A 20,600-nucleotide genomic window follows, 5' to 3' on the forward strand; every position below is an offset into this window, starting at 1 on the left:
CAATCCTTGGCGTCCGCGGACCTGTGATACTCGTCGAATACCGTGAGCGTCTCGACCGATCCGACCCATCTTTCCGCGACAGTGCTCGCCGCGCTCCTGGCCGCGCGCGAGGTCAGCTCCGAGGAGGTCACGCGGGCGCACCTCGCGCGCATCGACGCGCTCGAGCCGCGGATCAGGGCGTTCACCCAGGTGCTCCACGACGAGGCGCTCGCGGCCGCCCGCGGCCTCGACGACGAGCGTCGCCGCGGGGACGTCCGCGGCCCGCTCCACGGCCTGCCGGTCACCGTGAAGGAGTCGCTCGACATGGCCGGCATGGCCTCGACGCTGGGCGTCGCGTCCCGCAGAGGCCACCGGGCGGCCAGCGACGCGGCCGTCACGGCGCTGCTCCGCCGCGCGGGGGCCGTGATCCTCGGGCGCACGAACGTCTCGCAGCTGCTCCTCTACAACGAGGCGCGCAACCCGCTCTTCGGCCAGACGGCGAACCCGTGGAGCCTCGAGCACAGCCCCGGCGGCTCGTCCGGCGGCGAGGCCGCCGCGATCGCGGCGGGCATGTCGCCGCTCGGCATCGGCACGGACGTCGGCGGCAGCATCCGCGTCCCCGCGCACTGCTGCGGGATCGCCGGCCTGAAGCCCACGCTCGATCGCTGGACCAACCAGGGGAGCAACTCGGCGCTGCTCGGGCAGGAGGCGATCCGCTCGCAGATCGGCCCCATGGCCAGGAGCGCCCGCGACCTCGCGCTCGTCGTGTCCGAGCTCGATCCCGCGACCATGGCCGAGCTCGACGTGCGCGTGCCGCCCTTCCCAATGGCCGAGCCGGCGAGCGTCGAGGTGAACCGGCTGCGCGTGGGGTTCTACTGCGACGACGGCCTGGTCCCCTCATCGACCGCCGTCGCCCGCGCCGTGGTGAAGGCGGCGTCGGCCCTGCGCGCGCGGGGCGCGACGGTCGTGCCGTTCACGCCGCCTGGCATCCCCGACGCGGTCTACGGGTACTTCGCGGCGCTGTCGGCGGACGGCGGCGCGACGGCGCTGGCGCTCACGGAGGGCGCCGAGGGGGCCGAGGTCGACGTCTCGCTCCGCTCGCTCCGCGCCATGGCCACGCTCCCGCCGGTCGCGCGCCGCCTCGCCGCGCGCGTCGCCGGGCTCGCCGGCGAGCGGCGGCTCCAGCGGCTCCTCGATGTCACCGGGCCGAAGTCCGTCTCCGAGTTCTGGCGCGTCACGCACGCCCTGCGCGAGGCGCGCGCCGCGATCGCGTCGGCGATGCGCGCCGAGGCGCTCGACGTGCTGCTCTGCCCGCCGTATGCCACGCCTGCCCTGCCGCACACGGCGTCGCGCGACTTCGTCCTCGCGGGCAGCCCCGCGATGCTCTGGAACCTCGTCCAGTTCCCGGCCGGCGTCGTCCCCGTGACCCGCGTGCGGGCCGACGAGGCGCGCCGCGAGCGGCCGCGCGACCGGCTGGAGAAGCGGGCTGCCGAGGTCGATGCGAGGAGCGAGGGGCTGCCCGTCGGCGTGCAGGTGGTCGGCTTCCCCTTCAGCGATCACGTGGTGCTGGCCGCCATGATCGCCATCGAGGACGAGCTCGCCGGCGAGCCGGATCGGCCCATCACACCGGTCGCGCCGCCCGCGCTCGCAGGCTGACGCGGCGAAGGCCGGGCGCTCGATGATGCGCGCGCCACCGCGACTCAATCAGCGGGCACCCAGCGGGCACCGGGCCGCGCCGCCGTTGCCCGGCGCGCCCACAGTCGATCACCACAGAAGGCCCACAAAGCCGAAAGGTCCGCCGGAGAACCTTCTCCGCCGGACCAGTCGGGGCGAGTGGATTCGAACCACCGACCCCTTGACCCCCAGTCAAGTGCGCTAACCAGGCTGCGCTACGCCCCGAGCCACTCCGCCGCCTCGTTCGGTGCGGAGCGAGGCGCACCGTAGTCGAAGCCTCACGAATTGCAAGGGTTTCGCGTCACCCATCGAGGACCGCTCCGGACGGGGCGCCCGCGTCGGCGGAAGTCAGGGCGCGCGCCACAGGTCGGCCCGCAGGCCGCTTCGCAAGAACGTCGCTGCCCTCGGGGAAATTTCACGGGAGCGACGCGGGCGCGCGATCCGAGCGGCGCGACGCGACGGTGCGCAGCGCGGCGGCGAGGCTCGCTGCGGTGCCCTCCGCGACGAGGATCCCGCCGTCGTCCTTGGCCCATGCGATCACATCGCCCGCGTCGCACGCGATGACGGGCACGCCGAGCGCGCGCGCCTCGCGGATCACCGTGGGCGCAGCCTCGTGCGACGAGGGGTGCAGCAGCACGTCCGCCGCCGCGATCCACGCGAGCGCCTCGCGGCGCGGCAGCGCGCCCGTGAAGCGCACCGCGCCGCAGCCCGCGTCGCCTGCGCTCGCCGCGGCGCCATCGCCGCAGCCCGCGCGTCGCTCGAGCGCGGCGCGCTCCGGGCCGTCGCCGATCACGACGAGCCGCAGCCTGGGGCCCGCCGCGCGCGCCGCCTCGATCGCGAGCTCGACCCGCTTCGTCGGGATCAGCCGGCACACCACGACGGCGAGGCGCTCGCCCGGGCGCTGCGCGAGGTCGCCCCGGAGCGCGCGCGCGCGCTCGGCGACGGGCGGAAGATCGAACGCGGGTGGCTCGACGCGCGAGGCGTCGACGAGCGCGCGCGCCTGCTCCGGGGCGAGCGCGCCCGCGAGGACATCGAGGAGAGCGCGCGCGGCGAAGACGAAGCGCGCGTCGCGCCGGAGGAGCGCGCCCACGACCGCCGCGCGCGCCGCGCGGGGCGCGCCGAGCAGCAGCCGCACGTCGGCGCCGTGCGCGCGCACCTCGAGCCGCGCGCGGGGCGCGGCGAGCAGGAGCGGCCACGCGCAGGGGACGATCCAGTGCGCCACCGCGCGGTCGACCGGACCGATCTCGCGGAGCCGGGCGAGCACCGAGAGCGCGAACGGGCCCGCAGAGAGCAGCCGGCGCGGCGACTCGCGCGCGCGCGCCACGGCGCCCGGCCACGCGAAGAGCGCGCCCCCGCCCGCGCGATGCACGACGAGCCCGCCGTCCTGCGAGGGCGAATCGAGGACCGAGCCACCGGCGGCGATCACGTGGACCTCGGCCCCGCTGCGCGCGAGCGCTTGCGCCGACGACCGCACGAAATGGCCCGACGGATCCTCGTCGCTGACCGGATAGGACGTCGTGACCACGACGGCGCGCATCGGGGGCCTCAGGGATCGGGGCGCGGCATGTGCGCCGCGTCCGCGTCGCTCGGATGCGCGGCCAGGGTCACGTCACGCCGTCCGGACCGATGAAACAAAATGACAAGACGCAGAGCACGCCGCGGACGCTTGATCCAGCGTCCCCGCGCGTCTTCTGCGTCTTGGCCGTTCCTCTTCGCGGAGGGACGGTCGTTCTAGGCGACCATGTCCATCTTCGACCGCTTCCGGCGGCGGCGAGCAGCCTCGGAGGCCTTCTTCCGTCGCTTCACGGACGGCTTCATGTAATGCCGACGCCGCTTCAGCTCGCGGAGGATCCCCTCGGCGGCCATCTTCCTCTTGAGGTGTTTGATGGCGCGCTCGATGCCCTTGTCGCCCACGGCGACCTCGAGCGGTTTGCACTGAATGGCATCTGTCGGCATGTCTCGAAGCGTCCTCTTGTTGCTGGGGAAAAAACTGGCCCAGTTGGCGGGCGGAAATGCAAGCCGGCGGGGGGCCGGCAGCGCGGGGCGCGCACTATGGCAGAGCCCCCCGAGCCTAGCAAGAGGCATCCCCGCGGGACGGAGGGCGCGGACGCGGCGCCCTCCGTCCCGCGCGCCTCGCCTGATTCGCCTGGTTTCCCGGTCTGCCGTGGCTTGCCTCATCGGCCCGTCGCCCCTCTCGGCCCGTCGCTCCTCTCGACCCGTAGCCCTTCGTATGTCGCCGCCGGTCATCAGTTGCCGCTCAGTTGCCGCTTGGCCCGTCGCCTGCCGCTTGGCCCGTCGCGGCTCGGCCCGTCGGTCCGTGGCCGCGCGCGATTCATCGCGCGGGTCCTGATTGTTAGGACTTGCAACTGAGAAACTTTCTAAGTATCGATCTCGCCGTGGCCGCCCCGCGAACACCTGTCGCCAAGGGTTCCGCATCCCGCCCTCCGCGGGGGCGTGCGCCCGGCTTCGGCGGCGAGGGGCTCGCCGAGGACGCCCGGGTCGCTTCGATGCTGGCCTGCGTGAGGTCCTCCGGGCTCAAGCTCACGCCCCAGCGCCTGGCGATCGTGCGCGAGCTCGCGGCCGACCCGACCCATCCGACGGCGCAGGAGCTGTTCGAGCGGCTCCGGCCGGCGCTGCCGACCATGAGCTTCGCCACCGTGTACAACACGCTGGACGCGCTGGCGTCCGCGGGGCTCTGCGTCGCGCTGTCGCTGTCCCCCGGCGCGTCGCGCTTCGATCCGAACATGGCGCCGCACCATCACGCGGTCTGCGACCGCTGCGGGCTCGTCCGCGACGTGCCGTGCGAGCCGTTCGCCGAGCGTCCGGAGGAGACCGCCCCCGCGCCGCTCGCGGCCGCGCCTGGCTTCGAGATCCGCGCCGTCGAGCGGATCTACCGGGGGATCTGCGCTGCATGCGCGAAGGACAGCCAGCGAGACGCCACCGCGCAGGCGAAGGCGCGAGACGCCGGGCGCGCGGTGGCGAGCAATCGACTACGCCCTGCAGGGGCTCGAGGGGCGCGGCGCCCCGAACGTGTCTAGCGGAGCCGCCGAGCCACCGAGTCGACCTGCGCGGCACCAGGGATCCATCGTCCCAGCCGTTCAACCAAGGAGAGCGATCAACATGGCAACCAAGCAGCTTACGGGCACCAAGACGCACCAGAACCTGAAGGACGCGTTCGCCGGCGAGTCGCAGGCAAACCGCCGCTACCTGTACTTCGCAAAGGTCGCCGACGTGGAAGGTCGCCCCGATGTCGCGGGCCTCTTCAAGGACACGGCCGACGGCGAGACGGGCCACGCGCACGGCCACCTCGACTACCTCAAGCAGGCGGGCGATCCGGCGACCGGGCTGCCGATCGGCAGCACGGAGAAGAACCTGAAGGCCGCCGTCGCCGGCGAGACCCACGAGTATGAGACGATGTACCCGGGGTTCGCCAAGGAGGCCCGCGACGAGGGCTTCGACGACATCGCCGAGTGGTTCGAGACGCTCGCCAAGGCCGAGAAGTCCCACGCGGGGCGCTTCCAGAAGGCCCTGCAGTCGCTCGATTTCTGAGCTTGCCCGAGCAGGGAGCGCGAGCGCCCCGGATCGCGCCGAGCCGCCGGCGGCTCGACCCGGGGCGCCTGCGCCGTCGTTCCCGATCCTGAGCCGCCGTCCGGCGCCGGGCGGCGGTGAGCCGCCCATTCTCCACGAACCGCCACGAACCCAGGTGATGTTGAGAGGAACCGACCAGTGAGCGTCATCCGGCGTGCACCAGACCGTCCACCGGCGACATCGCCGAACGACGAGCGATATCTCGACCCCCGCGACCTCGAGGCAGAGCTGCGGCGGACGTTCCAGATCTGCCACGAGTGCCGCATGTGCGTCGGGTACTGCGGCTCGTTCCCGGAGCTCTTCGCCCGCGTCGACAGGGACATCGAGGGCGGCGTCGCCGAGGGGGCCGAGGCGCTCACCTACGACGATTTCAAGGCGATCGGCGACGAGTGCTGGCAGTGCAAGATCTGTTACATCAAGTGCCCGTACACGGCCGATGAGCACGCGTACGAGCTCCTGGATTACCCGCGCGTGATGGCGCGCGAGCGCGCGGTGCGCGCCCAGCGGGAGGGCATCCCGCTCGTGGACAGGATCCTCGGCGAGCCGCAGCTCATCGGCGAGCTGGGCTCGGGCGCCGTCGCGCCGCTCTCGAACCTCGTGCAGGCGAGCCGCCTGCTGCGCAAGGTGCAGGAGAAGGTGACCGGGATCTCGTCGGAGTTCCCGCTCCCGGAGATGGCGCGCAAGCCGTTCTCGTCGTGGTTCGTGGAGCACAGCGCCGCGGAGGACGCCGGCAAGCAGGGCTCCGTGGTGCTCTTCGCGACCTGCTACGGCGAGTACAACACGCCCGGGGTCCCCGAGGCGGCGGTGCGCGTCATCGAGCACAACGGCTACGCGGTGCACGTGCCCGGCTGCCCCGCCGCGGACGAGCCAGAGGACGCCCCGGCCGGCGCGCTGACGTGCTGCGGGATGCCGAACCTCGACGGCGGCGATCTCGACGCCTTCATGGCGAAGGTGAAGCAGAACGTCGCGCTCCTGCTCCCGCACGTGCGCATGGGGAGGAAGATCGTCGTGATCGGCCCGACGTGCGGCTACACGATGAAGAAGGAGTGGCCCGAGTACCTGCAGACGCCGGAGGCGCGCGAGGTCGCGGCCGCGACGGTCGACATGATGGAGTTCCTCGTCCAGCTCGGGCGCGAGAAGAAGCTCAACCGCGAGTTCAAGAAGGGGCTCGGCACGATCGCGTACCACGCCGCGTGCCACCTGCGCGCGCAGAAGATCGGCTTCCCCGGCGCCAGGGTGCTCGGCGTCATCCCCGACACCGAGGTGCGCGTCGTCGAGCAGTGCTCGGCCGTGGACGGCACGTGGGGGATGAAGGCGGCCCACTACGAGACCGGCCGCAAGTACGCGTCGAAGCTCGTGCGCGGCGTCGCCGACGCGGACGTCATCGTCAGCGACTGCACCCTCGCCGGCCTCCGGATGGTCAAGGAGAACGGCGCGAAGGTGCTGCACCCGGTCGAGGCGCTCGCCCACGCGTACGGGCTCGGCCCGACCTCGTATCTCGGTCCGAAGTCGTGACCGACGTTGGTTGAAGGAGAGGAGCCGTCATGCGTCCCATCGATCGCAACGAGGTGCTCGGGATCGGCGAATACGAGGCGATCCGCGAGCGATTCCGCAACCGCGTCATCGAGGAGAAGCGGCCCCGCCGCGTCCGGATCGGGGACCACCTGACCGCGGTGTTCGAGAACCGCGACTCGGTGCTGTTCCAGATCCAGGAGATGCTCCGCACCGAGCGGATCACGAGCGAGAGCGGCATCCTCCACGAGATCGAGACGTACAACGATCTCGTCCCGGGGGAGGGGCAGCTCAGCCTGACGCTCTTCGTCGAGATCCCCGACCGAGCGCTCCGCGACAAGATGCTCGTCGACCTCGTCGGGCTCGAGGACACCGTGTCGCTCGACGTCGACGGCGTGGCCGCGCGGGCGCTCGGCAAGCGCGAGGGGGCGATGGAGGACCGCACCACGGCGGTGCACTACCTCAAGGTGGCTCTCCCGGCGGAGGCGCAGGCCGCGATCAAGGCGAAGAAGGCGGCGGTGTCGCTCGTCGTCGCGCACCCGCGCTACGCCGTGAAGGTGCCGCTCGGGAGAGCGACCCTGGAGAAGCTCGCCGAGGATCTCCTCTAGGCGCGATGGTCTCCCTCGAGCGCCCGATCAAGTTCGAGGACGTCGACGCCGCGAGCATCGTCTTCTTCGCGCGCTTCCTCAACTACGCGCACGAGGCGATGGAGCGGTTCTTCGCGCCGCTCGAGGGCGGCTACGCCGCGCTCATCCTCGGGCGGCGGATCGGGCTGCCGGCGGTGCGGGTCGAGGCCGAGTACGCGGCGCCGGTGCGCTATGGCGAGACGCTGCGGATCGAGACGTCGGTCGTCCACCTCGGCAGGCGGAGCGCCACGTTCAGGTACCGCATGGTCCGCACCCACGACGGCGTGCTGTCGGCCGAGCTCCGGCACACGGTGGTGACCACCGATCTCGAGCAGCTCGCGTCGACCCCGATGCCGGAGGACGTCCGCGCGCTGCTCAGCGCCCACCTGGAGCCCGAGCAGGCGCCTGCCAGCGCCGGTCGCCGGGTGTGAGCGCGCGGCCGCGACCGTCGCGCCCGCGCGCGCGCGCCGCCGACGGGGCGAGGCCGCGCTCCCAGCTCGAGCGGCGGGTCGACCTGACGCTCCTCCGCGACAGGGCCCACTACGACACGCTCGTCATGGGCGCCGTCGCGAACGCGCGCGTCTCCGTGTGGATCGCGACGGCCAACGTGAAGGAGCTGCGCGTCGAGGCGCCCATCGGGTCGAGGGCGCGGGCGCGCGGCCGGTACATGTCGTTCCTCGACCTGCTCGACGCGCTCGCCGCCCGCGGGGTCGAGCTGCGCTTGCTGCACGCCGGCGTGCCGTCGCGCGCCTTCCGCGCGGAGCTCCGCCGCCGCCCGCGGCCGCCGATCGAGATGCGGCGCTGCCCGCGGGTCCACCTGAAGATGATCGCCGTCGACGGCTCGCTCCTGTACCTCGGCTCCGCGAACCTCACCGGCGCCGGGCTCGGGGCGAAGGGCGAGGGGCGGCGCAACTTCGAGGCGGGCGTGCTCACCGACGACGACCTGTTGCTCGACGAGATGCAGGCGACGTTCGACGCCATCTGGACGGGCGCCGAGTGCAAGGGCTGCCGGCTCCGGCCGCTTTGCCCCGCGCCGCTCGATCAGGTCGAAAAATCCCGTTGCGCTGGCGGCCGCGATGGCCGATGAGCAGCGCATGAGCACCGCGGCACTTGACCCCGCCGACCTGGATCGTGTCGCCGTCGCTGCGCTGGCGCGCATCGACAGCGGGATGCTGCTCGGGCTCGGCTCCGGGCGCACGGCCGAGGCCTTCATCCGGCGCCTCGGGGAGCGCGTCCGCGGCGGCCTCCAGATCCAGGGCGTCGCCACGTCGGAGCGCTCGGCGGCGCTCGCCCGCCGCGAGAACATCCCGATCTTGCCGTTCGAGGAGGTCGAGCGCCTCGACGTCGCCGTCGACGGCGCCGACGAGGTTGCGCCCGATCTGGGCCTCATCAAGGGCCTCGGCGGCGCGCTCCTCCGCGAGCGCGTGGTGGCCTACGAGGCCGCGCGCTTCATCATCCTCGTGACCCCCGAGAAGCTCGTCGAGAAGCTCGGCTCACGCGTCCCCATCCCGATCGAGGTGGTGCCCTTCGCCAGCGCGTCGGCCGCGCGTCACCTGGCCGCGCTCGGGGGCAAGCCGGCGGTCCGCAAGAACGCGGACGGGTACCCCTTCCAGACCGACAACCACAACTGGATCCTCGACACAGCGTTCGGCCCGATGGACGCCCCGGCGGAGCTCGACGCCCGCATCCGCAAGATCCCGGGCGTCATGGACACGGGCCTCTTCCTCGACATGGCGACCCTCGTGCTGGTGGCCGAGCCGGGCGCAGTCCGCGAGCTCCACCGCCAGCGCTAACCCGCCATCCTCCACTGGCAGCGCCGGGCAGCCGGCAACGCCGCCCGCGCACCGCCAGGCCGAGCTCGCGATGGAGACGCGGCGCTAGCGCGCGTTCCGCTCCAGCCTCTGGGCCAGCTCGTCGAGCGCGAGGTTGCCCGGCGCGCCGAGCGACACGCGCGCGCGCAGGCTCGCCGCGGCGTCGCCGGCGGGGAGCGCCGCGATCTCGGCCGCCACCTTGCGGTAGGCCTCGCGGAAGGGGACGCCCTGCACGGCGAGCTCGACGGCGCGATCCGTCGCGAAGCACTCCGGCGTGATCGCCTGGGCCATGCGCTCGCTGTCGAACGCGAGCCCCTCGACGAGCCGCGGCAGGAGGCGCGAGGTCGCGAGCGCCTCGTCGAGGCCCCGCATGGTGGGGCCCTTCGTGAGCTGGAGATCGCGGTGGTAACCAGACGGGAGCGCCACGAGGGACTGCACCTCGGCGAGCGCCCCCTGGACCACGGAGCAGGCCGCGCGCATGAGCTCGACGACGTCGGGGTTGCGCTTCTGCGGCATGATCGAGGAGCCGGTGGTGAACGCGTCCGGGAGCCGGATGAACGCGAGCTCGCTCATCGCGAACAGGCTGAGATCCCACGCGAGCCGGCGGCTCACCGCGACGACCTGCCACGCGGCCGCGAGGATCTGCGCCTCGATGATGCCGCGCGACGTCTGGGAGGCCAGCGGGTTCAGGGCAACGCCGGCGAACCCGAGCTCGCGCGCGACGCCGACGCGATCGAGCGGCAGGTTCACGCCGAAGCCGGCGGCGCCGCCGAGCGGGGAGCGATCGACGAGCGACCGCGTCGCGCGGACGACGTCGACCGCGTCGGCGAACCCCTCGACGAACGAGGCGGCCCAGTAGCCGACCGACGACGGCACCGCCCGCTGCAGGTGCGTGTAGCCGGGCATCGGCGTCTCCGCCTCGCGCCGCGCGAGATCGAGCAGGGCGCGGGCGCCGGCCGTGGCGTGCTCGGCGAGCTCGTCCAGGGCGTCGCGCTCGTAGAGGCGCATCGCGACGAGCACCTGGTCGTTCCGGCTCCGGCCGGTGTGCACCTTCTTGCCCGCGTCGCCGATGCGGGCGACCAGCGCGGCCTCGATCGCGCTGTGGCCGTCCTCGTCGTCCTCGGTGAGCCGCAGCTCGCCGGCCTCGTTCTGCTTCGCGAGCACCTCGAGCTCGCGGACGAGCGCGTCCCGCTCCTCCTCGCTGAGCACGCCGATCCGCGCGAGGCCGCGGACGTGCGCGATCGTGGCCCGCAGGTCGTACGCGAGGAGGCGCTGGTCGAGCTGCCAGTCGTCGCGCGAGGTGTAACGGAGCATTTGGGCGTCGGTCGCGCCCCCTTTATCCCAGAGTCGTACGCTCATTCAGCTCTCTCTGCTCTCTCAGCTCTCCAGGCTCTCGTCCACGAGAGCGCGGATCTCGGCGAGCTTCTTCGCCTTGCCCTCATCCAGCGATCGCCGCTTCGCCGCGCCGGACGCGAGCTCTCGCTCGAGCTCTCGCAGCTCGTCATCCGCCGTCCGCGCCGGCCGGCGCTTGCCGAGGCCGAGCGCGCGGGCCAGCCAGCTCCTCGACTCGCCGATCGAGAAGTCGTCCGCGGCGATCCGGTCCGGGGCGCTGCGCAGCATGCGCACGAGCGCCACGTTGGAGCTGGCCCAGACGGCGGACTCGTCGAAGTGGGCGCGCGGCGTCACGTCGAGGTGCCGCGCGGCGGTCCGGTCGGGCACGTCGTGCAGCCGGCAGTAGACGGCGAGCGCGAGCGCGAGCTCGTCGACAGGCATCTTCGTCGCCGAGTGCACCTGCACGCCGCCGCACCCCTTCGCGTACAGGTACGATCCGTTCGTCGCGAGGACGCCGAAGCCGAGCAGCACGGCGGCGAGATCCATGGCGGGCTCGCGATCCGGCGGCACGAGGGAGTCGAAGGCGGCGGCCTCGCTCAGGAACATGAACGACACAGCGCGCACGAACGCCGTCGTGAGCACCGTGGGGTTGCGGAGCTCGCCCGCCGAGATGGCGACCCTGTAGCCGCCGTCGTCGCGCCGCGCGACGCGCTCAAGCTTCGTGTCCAGCGCCACCCCGCCGCACGCGCCGCTCGAGCAGCTCACGGTGCTGGCCTGCCCCTCCGGGGTGACCACCGCGAGCTCCACCGGGACATCCTGGAGCCCGGCGTGCTCCTGCACCCGCAGCATCAGCGCGGCCACGGTCTTCGGCGAGCCGTCAAACGGATCGGGGAAGAACTCGGCCGTCGGCTGCACGAGCCCTCGGACCGGCTCGGCGCCGTGCTGGAGGAGGGCGGCAGTCGTCCGAAGGATCCAGCGGATCTGCGATTCTTCCGGTAGGTCCATGGGTCTACTTTATGCCACGGCCGCGCGCCGGTCGCGCAGTAGCTTCGGCAGCGGGGGCGCCCGAGGCCAAGGCCGGCCCCCTGTCAGGCCCTGGCTCGACTCCTGGTCGATCCTTTTTTGTCGATTTTTCGTCCATGGCACTTCCTTTTCGACGGCGGTCAGCGACCGCGTAAAGTTGTGCCCCCATGACCGAAGAGGCGAAGGACATCTCCGAGAGGAAAGCCGACCACATCGAGCTCTGCGCGACGGGTGACGTCGGATTCCGGGCCAAGACCACGCTTCTGGAACAGGTCGAGCTGATCCACGACGCGCTGCCGGAGCTCTCCGTGGACGCGATCGACACCTCGGTGCTGCTGCTCGGCAAGCGGCTCCGCGCGCCGCTCCTGATCGCGGCGATGACCGGCGGGACCGAGCGCGCGCAGGTGATCAACCGGGAGCTCTCGCAGATCGCCGAGGAGCGCGGGTATGGCTTCGGGCTGGGCAGCCAGCGGGCGATGCTGAACGGCGATGCCTCGGCGACGTACGAGGTCCGCCAGCACGCGCCGACCGCCCTGCTGCTCGGGAACATCGGCGCCGTGCAGGCGCGGTCGCTGTCCACGGAGGCGGTCGCCGAGCTCGTGGCCCAGGTCGGCGCCGACGCGCTGTGCGTCCACCTGAACCCCGCGATGGAGCTGGTCCAGCCGGGCGGCGACCGCGACTTCACCGGCGCGCTGGAGGCGATCAGCCGGCTGGCGAACGGCCTCAGCGTCCCCGTCGTCGCGAAGGAGACCGGCTGCGGGATCGGCCCGGGGACGGCGTACCGCCTGGTCCGGGCGGGCGTCCGCAACCTCGACGTCTCCGGCGCCGGAGGCACGTCCTGGGTCGCGGTCGAGACGGAGCGCGCCGGCGGCGCCGCCCGCTCCCTCGGCGAGGCCCTGCGCGAGTGGGGGGTGCCGACCGCCGCGTCGGTGCTCATCGCCCGCACCATCCGTCCCCGCTTCAAGACCGTGATCGCGACCGGGGGCATCACGAGCGGCCTTGACATCGCCCGGGCGCTCGCCCTCGGCGCGCATGCGGCCGGCATCGCGCGACCGGTGCTGCAGGCCTTCGTCTCGGGGGGGCGGGACGCCGCGGTGCGGTACCTCGAGAACATCGAGGCGGAGCTCCGGGCGGTCATGCTGCTCGTCGGGGCGCGCGACGTCGCGTCGCTCCGGAAGACGCCGGTGCTGCTCGGCCGAGAGCTGCGCCAGTGGGCCAAGCTGCTGAAGCAGATGGAGAAGGCGTAAGCGGTGGAGAAGGGGGGAGGCGGGCCGGGCAGGCGGGGGACCCGCCCCCGGGGCAGGGCCAGCGGGCCCAGCCCAGCGTCTGTGACGACGGCGGGGCGGGGCGCGCGGGACGCTGGACGCTCGCCCCTTCGGCAGGGGGGTCCGGGCGCGGCTGCGGCCCGCGCTCGACGCTTCCGTCCGGTCAGCCCCGCATGATACGGTCCGAAGCTCTGGAGAACCCCGGGATAAAATGACGGAGAAAAAAGGGCGTCCGAGCGATCGTCCCCCCGAGGACCTGAAGAAGGAGCGCGATGCCTTCATTCAGCAGTTCTTCCGCAAGGGGGCGCAGCTGACCGAGGAGCTCCTCCGCGAGAACGAGCGCCTTCGTGACAAGATCACCGAGCTCGAGTCGGAGAACGGCAAGCTCCGCGCGCACCTTGCGAGCGACTCGGCCATCCGCGATCTGCTCCGCAAGATCGAGGAGCTCGAGCAGGAGAAGCGCGACCTCGTGACGCAATCGGTGCGGATGGTGGCGGCCTCGGACCGCTTCAACAGCCGCTACTCGGAGGCGGAGGGGGAGCTCGCGAACCTGGCGAACCTGTACGTCGCGCTGTCGCAGCTGCACGCGGCGCGCAACGTGCGCCATGTCCTCCGCAACCTGAAGGAGCTCCTCGCGCAGTTCCTCGGGGCGGGCGCCTTCTCCGTGTACCTGGCGTCGCCCGATGGTAAGGAGCTCGTCTCGATCGCGAGCGAAGGCGTCGCCGTGGAGGAGATCGTGCGCATGCCGGTGACCGAAGGGGCCGTCGGCGAGGCATTCTCGAAGGGGGAAATCTTCTTCGACGAGACCAAGGACGTCTCCAAGGGGGGCATCGAGGATCCCGCTGCGGTGATCCCGCTCGACTTCAACGGGCGCACCGTGGGTGTCATCGCGATCTTCAGCACGCTCCCGCAAAAGACGGAGTTCGTGAACGTGGACACCGAGCTCTTCAAGCTCCTCGGGGCCCAGGCCGCCCCCGCCCTCATCAACGCGCGGCTCTTCACCGACGCCGGCCGGAAGGTGCCCGGCGTCCAGGCATTCCTGGACCTGGAGGACTGATCATGGCCGAGTACTCGTGTCTGATCGTTGAAGACTCGCCCAGGATGCGGCAGCTCTTGGTCTTCGCGCTCGCGCGCGTGAAGAACCTCCGCGTCACCGAGGCGGATGATGGCGTCGACGGTCTCCGCAAGCTCGCCTCGACCAAGTACGACGTGATCATCACGGATATCAACATGCCGATCATGGACGGGCTCAAGCTCGTCAAGCGCGTGCGCACGGATCCGGTCCACAAGGACACCCCGATCATCATCATCACCACCGAGGGGTCTCAGGAGGATCGCCAGCGCGCGCTGCAGCTCGGCGCGAACGCGTACATCACGAAGCCGATCCAGGCTCCCCAGGTCATCGCCAAGGTCAAGGAGCTCCTCAAGATCGACTGAGGCGCCCGCCGCGCCGCACCGGCGGAGGCGCGCGGGCGGCGCTGGCCGGCGCGGCGCTTCGGGCAGGCCCGTGGGCGGCCTGCTCGGACCGCGGGCCTCGGCGCGCCGCTCGCCCGCGCCGCCTGGCGCAGGCCTACGGCCTCGGGCCGAACTTCAGGAGGACGCGGTTGCGGCCGGTGCGCTTCGCCTCGTAGAGCGCCTCGTCGGCCGCGGCGATCAGCTCCAGGCCGCTCTGCACCGGGATGTCGGGGTGCGCCGCGACGCCGATGCTGATCGTCGTCGGCACGCGGACGCCCTCGTGCTCGAAGACCGACCCCTCGATGAGGAGCCGCAGCCGCTCGCCGAGGATGCCCGCGTTCTCGAGCGCGACGCCGCGGCACAGGATGCCGAACTCCTCGCCGCCGTAGCGCGCGAACACGTCCTCCGTGCGCACCGTGTTGCTCGCGATCTTCGCGATCCGCGCGAGGACGTAGTCGCCGGCCAGGTGCCCGAACGTGTCGTTGATCCTCTTGAAATGATCGACGTCGAACATGAGCAGCGACAGCGGAGCGCTGTGCCGCCGCGCATAGGACACCTCGGCCTCGAGCCGGTCCAGGAAGTACTTCTTGTTGAAGGCCTTCGTGAGGGCGTCGCGCAGCGCGGCATCGTACATCTGCTGCTGAAACGACTCATCGAGGTAGTCGTGGTACGTGAACTTGAGGACGGTCGTCGAGCCGAGGCGGATCTTGTCGCCGTCGTGCAGGCGGACGCGCGTCACGGGCTCGCCGTTCACCAGCGTCCCGTTGGAGCTGTTGAGATCCTCGATCAGCACCTGGCTGTCCAGCTGGAGCAGGCGGGCGTGGCGCCGCGAGATGCCGTCGTCGTTCAGCCGGATGGTCGCCCCCGACGCCCGGCCGATCACGATCTCGGCGCCCTCGACCCGGTACATCTCGCCGACGTTCGAGCCGGCGAGCACGATGAGGTAGGCGCGGTCCTTCGGCGAGCGCGCCGGGACCTCCTTCTGGAGCTCCCCAACGTTGGCCACCCGCGTGGCCTCGAAATCATCGTCGGGGGGGTAGCTGCCCATGCTCCCTGAGGATGATCGTCAATCCTTGAAACAGGTTCAAGCGCGAGGGCGCGGCGCCGGCGATGTTCGTTGTCGGGTAGGATGCGTGGCGCGCGCCTGTGCGCATCACGCGCGCCGCGGAGGTCGTCCCCGCCTCGGCGCTCCCGCGGGCTTTCGCCCTCACGCGGCTCTGCCGAGCGGCACCACGACCTGCTCGACCCAGAGCTCGCCCGCCCGGAGCTCGACGAACGTCGCGTCGGCGTGAGCCGTGCCATAGGTGGTGACGGGCCCGCTCCGCACCAGCTCGGCGGAAGGGCGCGCGCCGCCGCGCATGCGATCGACGTCTCGCACGTCTCGCACGTCTCGCACGTCTCGCACGTCTCGCACGTCCCGCACGTCGCCCCGGATCGAGCAGGGCGCTTCCCCCACCGAGCCGACGTTGATGATGCGGACACCGCCCACCATGCGGTCGAACGGGACGTGGGAGCCGCCACAGATCACGACGTCGGCCGGGTCGTCGCCGAGGAGCGAGAGCACCTCCTCGTCCGTCATGTCGTGCGTGATCGGCTCCAGCGGATCCGCAGGGGAGCCGTGGACCAGCACCAGCTCGCCGCCGTCCTCGAGCGGCAGGCGGTGGGTCGGGGCGAGCCGCGCCAGCCGCGCGAGGATCAGCTCGCCGAGCTCGGTGCGGGTCTGGGCGAGGCGATCGAGCCGCGCCCGCTCGTGCTCGCTCCGCGGCCTGACGTTGTGGATGTCCAGCGTCGCCAGGGCGCGATCCGATACGCCCTGTACGCACACCGCCTTGGCCTGGGTGAGCCGGCGCCACGTCTCGAGGGGCTTCGGGCCGGGAAAGCAGAGATCTCCGGCGACCAGGAGCTGGGTGTAGCCTCGGCGTTCGGCGGTGGCCAGGACCGCCGCGAGCGCGTCGGCGTGGCCATGGATATCCGAGACGCAGAGCAATCGCACCCGGCGAGCATAGGATCGGAGAGGGGCTCCGCCAAGGCGCGAGGTGAGGGCCGGGCACGATAAACTGGCGGTCGGGCGCTGCGGAACCGGCGTTCGCGGCCCCACGGTCTTGCTAGCCTCGCGCCATGCAACAGGTCTCGAGGCTCCTGGAGATCGCGAACGCGATCGATGAGCAACGCGTGAAGGACCGCGCGGCGCGGCTGTCGCCTCGCCTGCGCCCCGGGACGATGGCCTTCGCCATCGCGGCGCTCCTCACGGCCGCCTACCCCGCGATCGGCGCGGTCATCGAGGCAAATCCGGACATCGCGGAGCGGCTCGCGGCGGAGGGCCACCAGACGGCCCGCGACCGCGCCACGTACCTGTCGCGGCTCCGGGCCCGCGTCGGCGACGTCTCGGACGCCGACCGCGTCCGCCGGGAGCTGCGGCGCATGGCGCGCGACGAGCGGATCCGCGTCGCCCTGCGCGAGCTGCTCCCGCCCTCGGCGGGCGGCGCGGACGTCGACGTCACCGCGCGCGAGCTCACCGCGCTCGCCGAGGCCACGGTCGAGGTCGCGCTCGCGGAGGCCGTCTCGGCCGTGACCGCGAGGTTCGGAGAGCCGCGCACCGCGACGGGCGCGCGATCGAAGTTCGTCGTCCTCGGGATGGGCAAGCTCGGCGGCGACGAGCTGAACGCGGGCTCCGACGTCGACCTCATCTACCTCTACGACACCGACGAAGGGCAGGTAGGCCCCTCCGGCGATCGCGCCGTCTCGGTCACCCTGCACGACTTCTGGGCCCGCGTCGCGCGCCGCCTCACGTCGACGCTCGAGGAGGTCACGGAGGACGGCTTCGTCTGGCGGGTGGACCTCCGGCTCCGCCCCGAGGGGCGGAGCGGCCCGCTCGTCAACTCCCTGGCCGCCGCCGAGCGCTACTACGAGTCGTTCGGCCGCCTCTGGGAGCGCGCCGCGCTGCTCCGCGCCCGCGAGATCGCCGGTGATCTCGACTTCGGCGCCGAGGCGCTCGGGGTGCTCGCCCCGTTCGTCTGGCGGCGCCGGGTCGATCCGCAGCTCGCCGGCGACATGATCGAGCTCGTCGAGCGCGCGCGCGCGGAGCTCTCGCACGAAGCCTCACGCGACCTGAAGCTCGGGCCCGGAGGCATCCGCGAGGCGGAGTTCTTCGTGCAGGCGCTGCAGCTCATCTGGGGCGGGCGCGAGCCGCGGGCGCGCGCGCAGAGCATGCTCGACGGCCTGCGGCGCCTGCGCGCGCTCGGGTACGTGACCGACCGGGAGGGGCGAGAGCTCGTGGAGGGCTACCTCGCGCTCCGGCGCGCGGAGCACGCGGTCCAGTCCGCGACCGGCGTGCAGACGCACCTGCTCCCCGACAGCGAGGCCGCGATGGAGCGCCTCGCCCGGACGCTGCGCTTCAAGGACGCCGCGGCGTTCCTCGCCGATACGGCGCAGCGCCAGAGGCAGATCAAGGCCCGGCTCCTGTCGCTCCTGCCGAAGGGGAGCTCCCGGCCGTCGCGGTGGGTCGAGGCGGTGGCCGCGCTCGATCACGGCGACCGCGACACCTTCGCCGAGGCGCTCGCGAAGCACGCCGTGCTCGTCCTCGGCAGGGCGGGCGAGCCGGAGGGCGCCGCTGCGGACACGGGCGCCGCGGCCGAGCTCGCCGCGCCGGGCGCCGCGCCGCCGGAGCCCGGCGCGAACGCCTCGCTCGTCGCGCGCTTCCGCGACGTCGCGGACGACCTCTTCGAGCTCTCGCGGCACCCCGACGGCCTGCTCGGCGCGCGCAGCCGCGAGGCGTCCTCGCCGCTCGCCGAGACGCTGCTCGCCGCGGTCGTCGACGCCGCCGATCCGGAGCAAGCCGCGCGCTTTCTGCGGCTGTGCTTCTCCCGCATCCGGCACTCCTCGGTCTACGCGCGCATGCTCGGCGACGATCCGCGCGCGCTCCGCAGGCTCGTCGAGGCGCTCGGGTCGAGCGCGTTCATCGGCGACGCCATGGTGAGGTACCCCGAGCTCGTCGACGTCGTCCTGTTCGCGCGCGGCGCGCCCGGCCCCGACGTCATCAGGCACACCATCGAGGAGAGCCTCAGCGAGGCCGCGCCGGACGACGATCCCGAGGAGGCGCTCATCGCCGCGCTCCGGCGCGCGAAGGCGCGGGTCACCATCGAGGTCGGCCTCGCCGACCTGGGCGGCGAGGTCGGCACGCGCGAGGCGACGCTCGCGCTCTCGGACCTCGCCGACGCGTCGCTCGAGGCCGCGACGCGCTTCGCGCTGGGGACGCCGGCGGGGGAGCCGGTGCGGGGGCTCGCCGTGATCGCCATGGGCAAGCTCGGCGGCCGCGAGATCGGCTACGGCTCCGATCTCGACGTCTTCTTCCTGTTCGACCCGGCGTGCGCGCCGTCCGGCGATCAGGGGCCCGGCTCGGATCCCGGCACGTACTACGCGCGGCGCGCCCGGCAGATCATCCGGCTCATCTCCATGTCGCACGCGGCGGGGCCCGGCTACGAGCTCGACACGCGCCTGCGCCCGTCCGGCAGCCAGGGGCTGCTCGTCACGTCGGTCGAGTCGTTCGCCCGCTATCACGGCATTCGCCGCGCGGGCGAGGCGGCCTCGGCGTCCGCGGGGCCGGACTCGTCGCGCGGGGTGCGGCACATCCGCGCCGCGATCTGGGAGCGCCTCGCGCTGATCCGGGCCCGCGCGGCGGCGGGCGATCCCGAGCTCGGGGCCGAGGCGATCTCGATCGCGCACGAGGCCGCGTACCTCCAGGCGGACGACTTCGATCGGATCGCCGAGGAGATCCACCGGCTCCGGCTCCGCATGGAGCGCGAGCTCTCGAACGAGCGCCGCGGCCGGCGCGACCTCAAGCTGGGGCGGGGCGGCCTCGCGGACATCGAGTTCGCGGTGCAGCTCCTGCAGATCCGCCACGGCGCCGATCCGCGCGTCAGGACCACCGAGACGCTCTCGGCGATCGACGCGCTCGCCTCGGCCGGGTACCTGTCGGCCAAGCACGCCGAGGCCTTCCGTGACGGCCATGCGTTCCTGCGCAAGCTGGAGCAGCGGATCCGCATCGTGCACGCGGACGCCTCGCAGCTGCTCGAGGAGAACGCGCCCGGGGTGCCGCTCCTCGCCCGGCGGACGGGCATCCGGGGGCGCACCGCGGCCGAGGCGGCGAGGGAGCTGCTCGCGCGCTACGTCGAGATCACCGAGCGCGTCCGGGCGGCCTACGAGGCGATCGTCGCGCGCGGGGTGGCGCCGAGCGCGCCGGCTGACGGGGAGCCGAGCGCGCCGCGCGGCGGAGCGGCGAGCTGATCGCGCCGGCTGACGGGGAGCCGAGCGCGCCGCGCGGCGGAGCGGCGCGCTGACGGTTGCCGTTGACCCTCGCGAGGCGCGGTGGAATGCCAGCGCGAGACGATGACCACCCAGAGCGAGCAGCACGCGGAGCCGGCGGTCGCGCGCCGCACTCACCAGATGACCTCCCTCGATGACCTCGTCGGCGCGCACCCGGATGCGCTGCGGCAGTTCTACGAGGCGGGCAGGCCGGCGGATCCGGCGGAGCTCGGCGACGCCCCGCGAGGGCGCCTGCTCGCTCTGCAGCCGACGGCCGGGGTTCACATGGCGACGCGCCCGCTGATAGCGGCGCTCGCGTCGCGCTGGATGCCCTGGAAAGGGAATGAGTTCGACCACGGGGGAAACTCCGGCATGAACGTGGTCCTCGGTAGCAAGGTGTGTCGCTTCAAGGCGCAGCTCCTGCCCTCGGAGCTCGACGGCGCGCCGACGCTCGCGCTGACCTATGGCGAGAAGGCGTTCGGCAATCTCTGGCCCGTGAGCGCCGTCAAGGACGAGCTGCGGGCCATCGGCCCCGGGATCGCGATCGGGCCCGTGCTGCTGAGATGGCAAGAGCGGTGGCACGCCTTGCTCTGGTTCGGGCTGACGCGCGTGGGCCCGCAGTAGTCCGGCTCGGTACGAAGGCTCGCAGATCTCCGTCGGCCGCGGCCGGCGCTGGGCCGCTCCGCTCCGCTCCGCTCCGCTCGCAGCGCCTTTGCGCTCGGCGCGGCTCTCGCTCGACTCCTCCCTCACGCATCGTCGACGCGTCCATCCCTGTGTGATCGTGCCGCATACCATGTCGCAGGCGCGGAGATCCGCTATGCGGGCTGTCGGGCGCCGGAGCGCGCGTATCCTGCGCGGAGGCGGTAGTCACGGGTATCAGGTCAGGCCCTATTTCATCATCGCTCCGTTCCTGCTCTTTGTCGGACATACTTCCCGATTTCTACGCTCTGTCCTACGATAGAGACTGGGCGGCAGCAGGGCACCTTTGCCCGCGTCGTCCGGGAGGCTCGAAATGTTGACTTGGTCGGGCAAGG

Annotated in this window: 19 protein-coding genes and 1 tRNA gene; 13 read left to right on the plus strand and 7 right to left on the minus strand. The window is 72.5% G+C overall.

Annotated features, from left to right (window positions below; all coding sequences use genetic code 11):
* The first annotated feature begins 42 nt into the window (after nt 1-42).
* Nucleotides 43-1,635, plus strand: coding sequence for an amidase family protein (locus tag WME89_RS11350; RefSeq protein WP_438009214.1), 1,593 nt, complete (start codon nt 43-45; stop codon nt 1,633-1,635).
* Between the two features lie 168 nt (nt 1,636-1,803).
* Here the strand turns inward: WME89_RS11350 and WME89_RS11355 are convergent.
* The 3 genes from WME89_RS11355 to rpsU form a co-directional block, all read right to left on the minus strand.
* Nucleotides 1,804-1,878, minus strand: a tRNA-Pro gene (locus WME89_RS11355).
* A 190-nt stretch (nt 1,879-2,068) separates the two neighbouring features.
* Nucleotides 2,069-3,190 carry a glycosyltransferase family 4 protein gene (locus WME89_RS11360; RefSeq protein ID WP_438009215.1) on the minus strand — a complete coding sequence of 374 codons (1,122 nt, stop codon included), beginning with the start codon at nt 3,188-3,190 and terminating at the stop codon, nt 2,069-2,071.
* Nucleotides 3,191-3,384: 194 nt separating this feature from the next.
* On the minus strand, nt 3,385-3,609 hold the full coding sequence (gene rpsU, locus WME89_RS11365; RefSeq protein ID WP_012234386.1) for a 30S ribosomal protein S21: 225 nt from the start codon (nt 3,607-3,609) through the stop codon (nt 3,385-3,387).
* Between the two features lie 404 nt (nt 3,610-4,013).
* On the opposite strand from rpsU, the gene WME89_RS11370 reads away from it, so the two are divergent.
* The 7 genes from WME89_RS11370 to rpiA all read left to right on the plus strand — a co-directional run bounded on the left by WME89_RS11370 (nt 4,014) and on the right by rpiA (nt 9,172).
* On the plus strand, nt 4,014-4,691 hold the full coding sequence (locus WME89_RS11370) for a Fur family transcriptional regulator (RefSeq protein ID WP_438009216.1): 678 nt from the start codon (nt 4,014-4,016) through the stop codon (nt 4,689-4,691).
* 82 nt (nt 4,692-4,773) lie between these two features.
* Complete coding sequence (locus tag WME89_RS11375; protein ID WP_436626570.1) at nt 4,774-5,202, plus strand: rubrerythrin family protein; 429 nt, start codon at nt 4,774-4,776, stop codon at nt 5,200-5,202.
* 177 nt (nt 5,203-5,379) lie between these two features.
* On the plus strand, nt 5,380-6,756 hold the full coding sequence (locus WME89_RS11380; protein WP_438009217.1) for a hypothetical protein: 1,377 nt from the start codon (nt 5,380-5,382) through the stop codon (nt 6,754-6,756).
* A 29-nt stretch (nt 6,757-6,785) separates the two neighbouring features.
* Nucleotides 6,786-7,361, plus strand: coding sequence for a DUF3501 family protein (locus tag WME89_RS11385; protein WP_437652196.1), 576 nt, complete (start codon nt 6,786-6,788; stop codon nt 7,359-7,361).
* Between the two features lie 5 nt (nt 7,362-7,366).
* Nucleotides 7,367-7,810 carry an acyl-CoA thioesterase gene (locus WME89_RS11390; RefSeq protein WP_438009218.1) on the plus strand — a complete coding sequence of 148 codons (444 nt, stop codon included), beginning with the start codon at nt 7,367-7,369 and terminating at the stop codon, nt 7,808-7,810.
* Nucleotides 7,807-8,466 carry a phospholipase D family protein gene (locus tag WME89_RS11395; protein WP_438009219.1) on the plus strand — a complete coding sequence of 220 codons (660 nt, stop codon included), beginning with the start codon at nt 7,807-7,809 and terminating at the stop codon, nt 8,464-8,466. Before WME89_RS11390 ends, WME89_RS11395 begins: the two co-directional genes overlap by 4 nt.
* A gap of 7 nt (nt 8,467-8,473) precedes the next feature.
* The gene (gene rpiA / locus WME89_RS11400) at nt 8,474-9,172 is read left to right on the plus strand and encodes a ribose-5-phosphate isomerase RpiA (RefSeq protein WP_438009220.1); all 699 of its coding nucleotides are present in this window, start codon (nt 8,474-8,476) and stop codon (nt 9,170-9,172) included.
* A gap of 84 nt (nt 9,173-9,256) precedes the next feature.
* Here the strand turns inward: rpiA and argH are convergent, their stop codons facing one another.
* Both argH and WME89_RS11410 read right to left on the minus strand, forming a co-directional pair.
* A complete protein-coding gene (gene argH, locus WME89_RS11405) occupies nt 9,257-10,549 on the minus strand; it encodes an argininosuccinate lyase (RefSeq protein WP_438009221.1) in 1,293 nt (430 codons plus the stop codon).
* 18 nt (nt 10,550-10,567) lie between these two features.
* Nucleotides 10,568-11,527 (minus strand): hypothetical protein, encoded by a 960-nt coding sequence (locus tag WME89_RS11410; RefSeq protein WP_438009222.1) that lies wholly within the window; start codon nt 11,525-11,527, stop codon nt 10,568-10,570.
* A gap of 185 nt (nt 11,528-11,712) precedes the next feature.
* Here WME89_RS11410 and fni point away from each other — a divergent pair, with 185 nt between their 5' ends.
* The 3 genes from fni (at nt 11,713) to WME89_RS11425 (ending at nt 14,247) form a co-directional block, all read left to right on the plus strand.
* Nucleotides 11,713-12,792, plus strand: a complete 1,080-nt coding sequence (gene fni / locus WME89_RS11415) for a type 2 isopentenyl-diphosphate Delta-isomerase (protein ID WP_438009223.1) — start codon at nt 11,713-11,715, stop codon at nt 12,790-12,792.
* A 229-nt stretch (nt 12,793-13,021) separates the two neighbouring features.
* On the plus strand, nt 13,022-13,867 hold the full coding sequence (locus WME89_RS11420) for a GAF domain-containing protein (protein ID WP_438009224.1): 846 nt from the start codon (nt 13,022-13,024) through the stop codon (nt 13,865-13,867).
* Between the two features lie 2 nt (nt 13,868-13,869).
* Nucleotides 13,870-14,247 carry a response regulator gene (locus WME89_RS11425; RefSeq protein WP_438009225.1) on the plus strand — a complete coding sequence of 126 codons (378 nt, stop codon included), beginning with the start codon at nt 13,870-13,872 and terminating at the stop codon, nt 14,245-14,247.
* Nucleotides 14,248-14,380: 133 nt separating this feature from the next.
* On the opposite strand, the gene WME89_RS11430 is transcribed toward WME89_RS11425, so the two are convergent.
* Both WME89_RS11430 and WME89_RS11435 read right to left on the minus strand, forming a co-directional pair.
* Nucleotides 14,381-15,313: a diguanylate cyclase gene (locus WME89_RS11430; RefSeq protein ID WP_438009226.1), complete on the minus strand. Its 933-nt coding sequence runs from the start codon at nt 15,311-15,313 to the stop codon at nt 14,381-14,383.
* Between the two features lie 159 nt (nt 15,314-15,472).
* The gene (locus tag WME89_RS11435) at nt 15,473-16,258 is read right to left on the minus strand and encodes a metallophosphoesterase family protein (protein WP_438009227.1); all 786 of its coding nucleotides are present in this window, start codon (nt 16,256-16,258) and stop codon (nt 15,473-15,475) included.
* Nucleotides 16,259-16,383: 125 nt separating this feature from the next.
* On the opposite strand from WME89_RS11435, the gene glnE reads away from it, so the two are divergent.
* Nucleotides 16,384-19,548 (plus strand): bifunctional [glutamate--ammonia ligase]-adenylyl-L-tyrosine phosphorylase/[glutamate--ammonia-ligase] adenylyltransferase, encoded by a 3,165-nt coding sequence (gene glnE / locus WME89_RS11440; protein ID WP_438009228.1) that lies wholly within the window; start codon nt 16,384-16,386, stop codon nt 19,546-19,548.
* Between the two features lie 102 nt (nt 19,549-19,650).
* Entirely contained in the window at nt 19,651-20,190 is a 540-nt protein-coding gene (locus WME89_RS11445; RefSeq protein ID WP_438009229.1) for a hypothetical protein, read from the plus strand.
* Nucleotides 20,191-20,600: the final 410 nt, after the last annotated feature.

The organism is Sorangium sp. So ce321, from assembly GCF_051530195.1.
Taxonomy (GTDB): Bacteria; Myxococcota_A; Polyangia; order Polyangiales; family Polyangiaceae; genus Sorangium.

Coding starts and splice junctions, on each gene's coding strand:
- WME89_RS11360 (WP_438009215.1), bottom strand. CDS start 3,190: ATGCGCGCCGTCGTGGTCACGACGTCCTATCCGGTCAGCGACGAGGAT.
- rpsU (WP_012234386.1), bottom strand. CDS start 3,609: ATGCCGACAGATGCCATTCAGTGCAAACCGCTCGAGGTCGCCGTGGGC.
- WME89_RS11375 (WP_436626570.1), top strand. CDS start 4,774: ATGGCAACCAAGCAGCTTACGGGCACCAAGACGCACCAGAACCTGAAG.
- WME89_RS11385 (WP_437652196.1), top strand. CDS start 6,786: ATGCGTCCCATCGATCGCAACGAGGTGCTCGGGATCGGCGAATACGAG.
- WME89_RS11390 (WP_438009218.1), top strand. CDS start 7,367: ATGGTCTCCCTCGAGCGCCCGATCAAGTTCGAGGACGTCGACGCCGCG.
- rpiA (WP_438009220.1), top strand. CDS start 8,474: ATGAGCACCGCGGCACTTGACCCCGCCGACCTGGATCGTGTCGCCGTC.
- argH (WP_438009221.1), bottom strand. CDS start 10,549: ATGAGCGTACGACTCTGGGATAAAGGGGGCGCGACCGACGCCCAAATG.
- WME89_RS11410 (WP_438009222.1), bottom strand. CDS start 11,527: ATGGACCTACCGGAAGAATCGCAGATCCGCTGGATCCTTCGGACGACT.
- fni (WP_438009223.1), top strand. CDS start 11,713: ATGACCGAAGAGGCGAAGGACATCTCCGAGAGGAAAGCCGACCACATC.
- WME89_RS11420 (WP_438009224.1), top strand. CDS start 13,022: ATGACGGAGAAAAAAGGGCGTCCGAGCGATCGTCCCCCCGAGGACCTG.
- WME89_RS11425 (WP_438009225.1), top strand. CDS start 13,870: ATGGCCGAGTACTCGTGTCTGATCGTTGAAGACTCGCCCAGGATGCGG.
- WME89_RS11430 (WP_438009226.1), bottom strand. CDS start 15,313: ATGGGCAGCTACCCCCCCGACGATGATTTCGAGGCCACGCGGGTGGCC.
- glnE (WP_438009228.1), top strand. CDS start 16,384: ATGCAACAGGTCTCGAGGCTCCTGGAGATCGCGAACGCGATCGATGAG.
- WME89_RS11445 (WP_438009229.1), top strand. CDS start 19,651: ATGACCACCCAGAGCGAGCAGCACGCGGAGCCGGCGGTCGCGCGCCGC.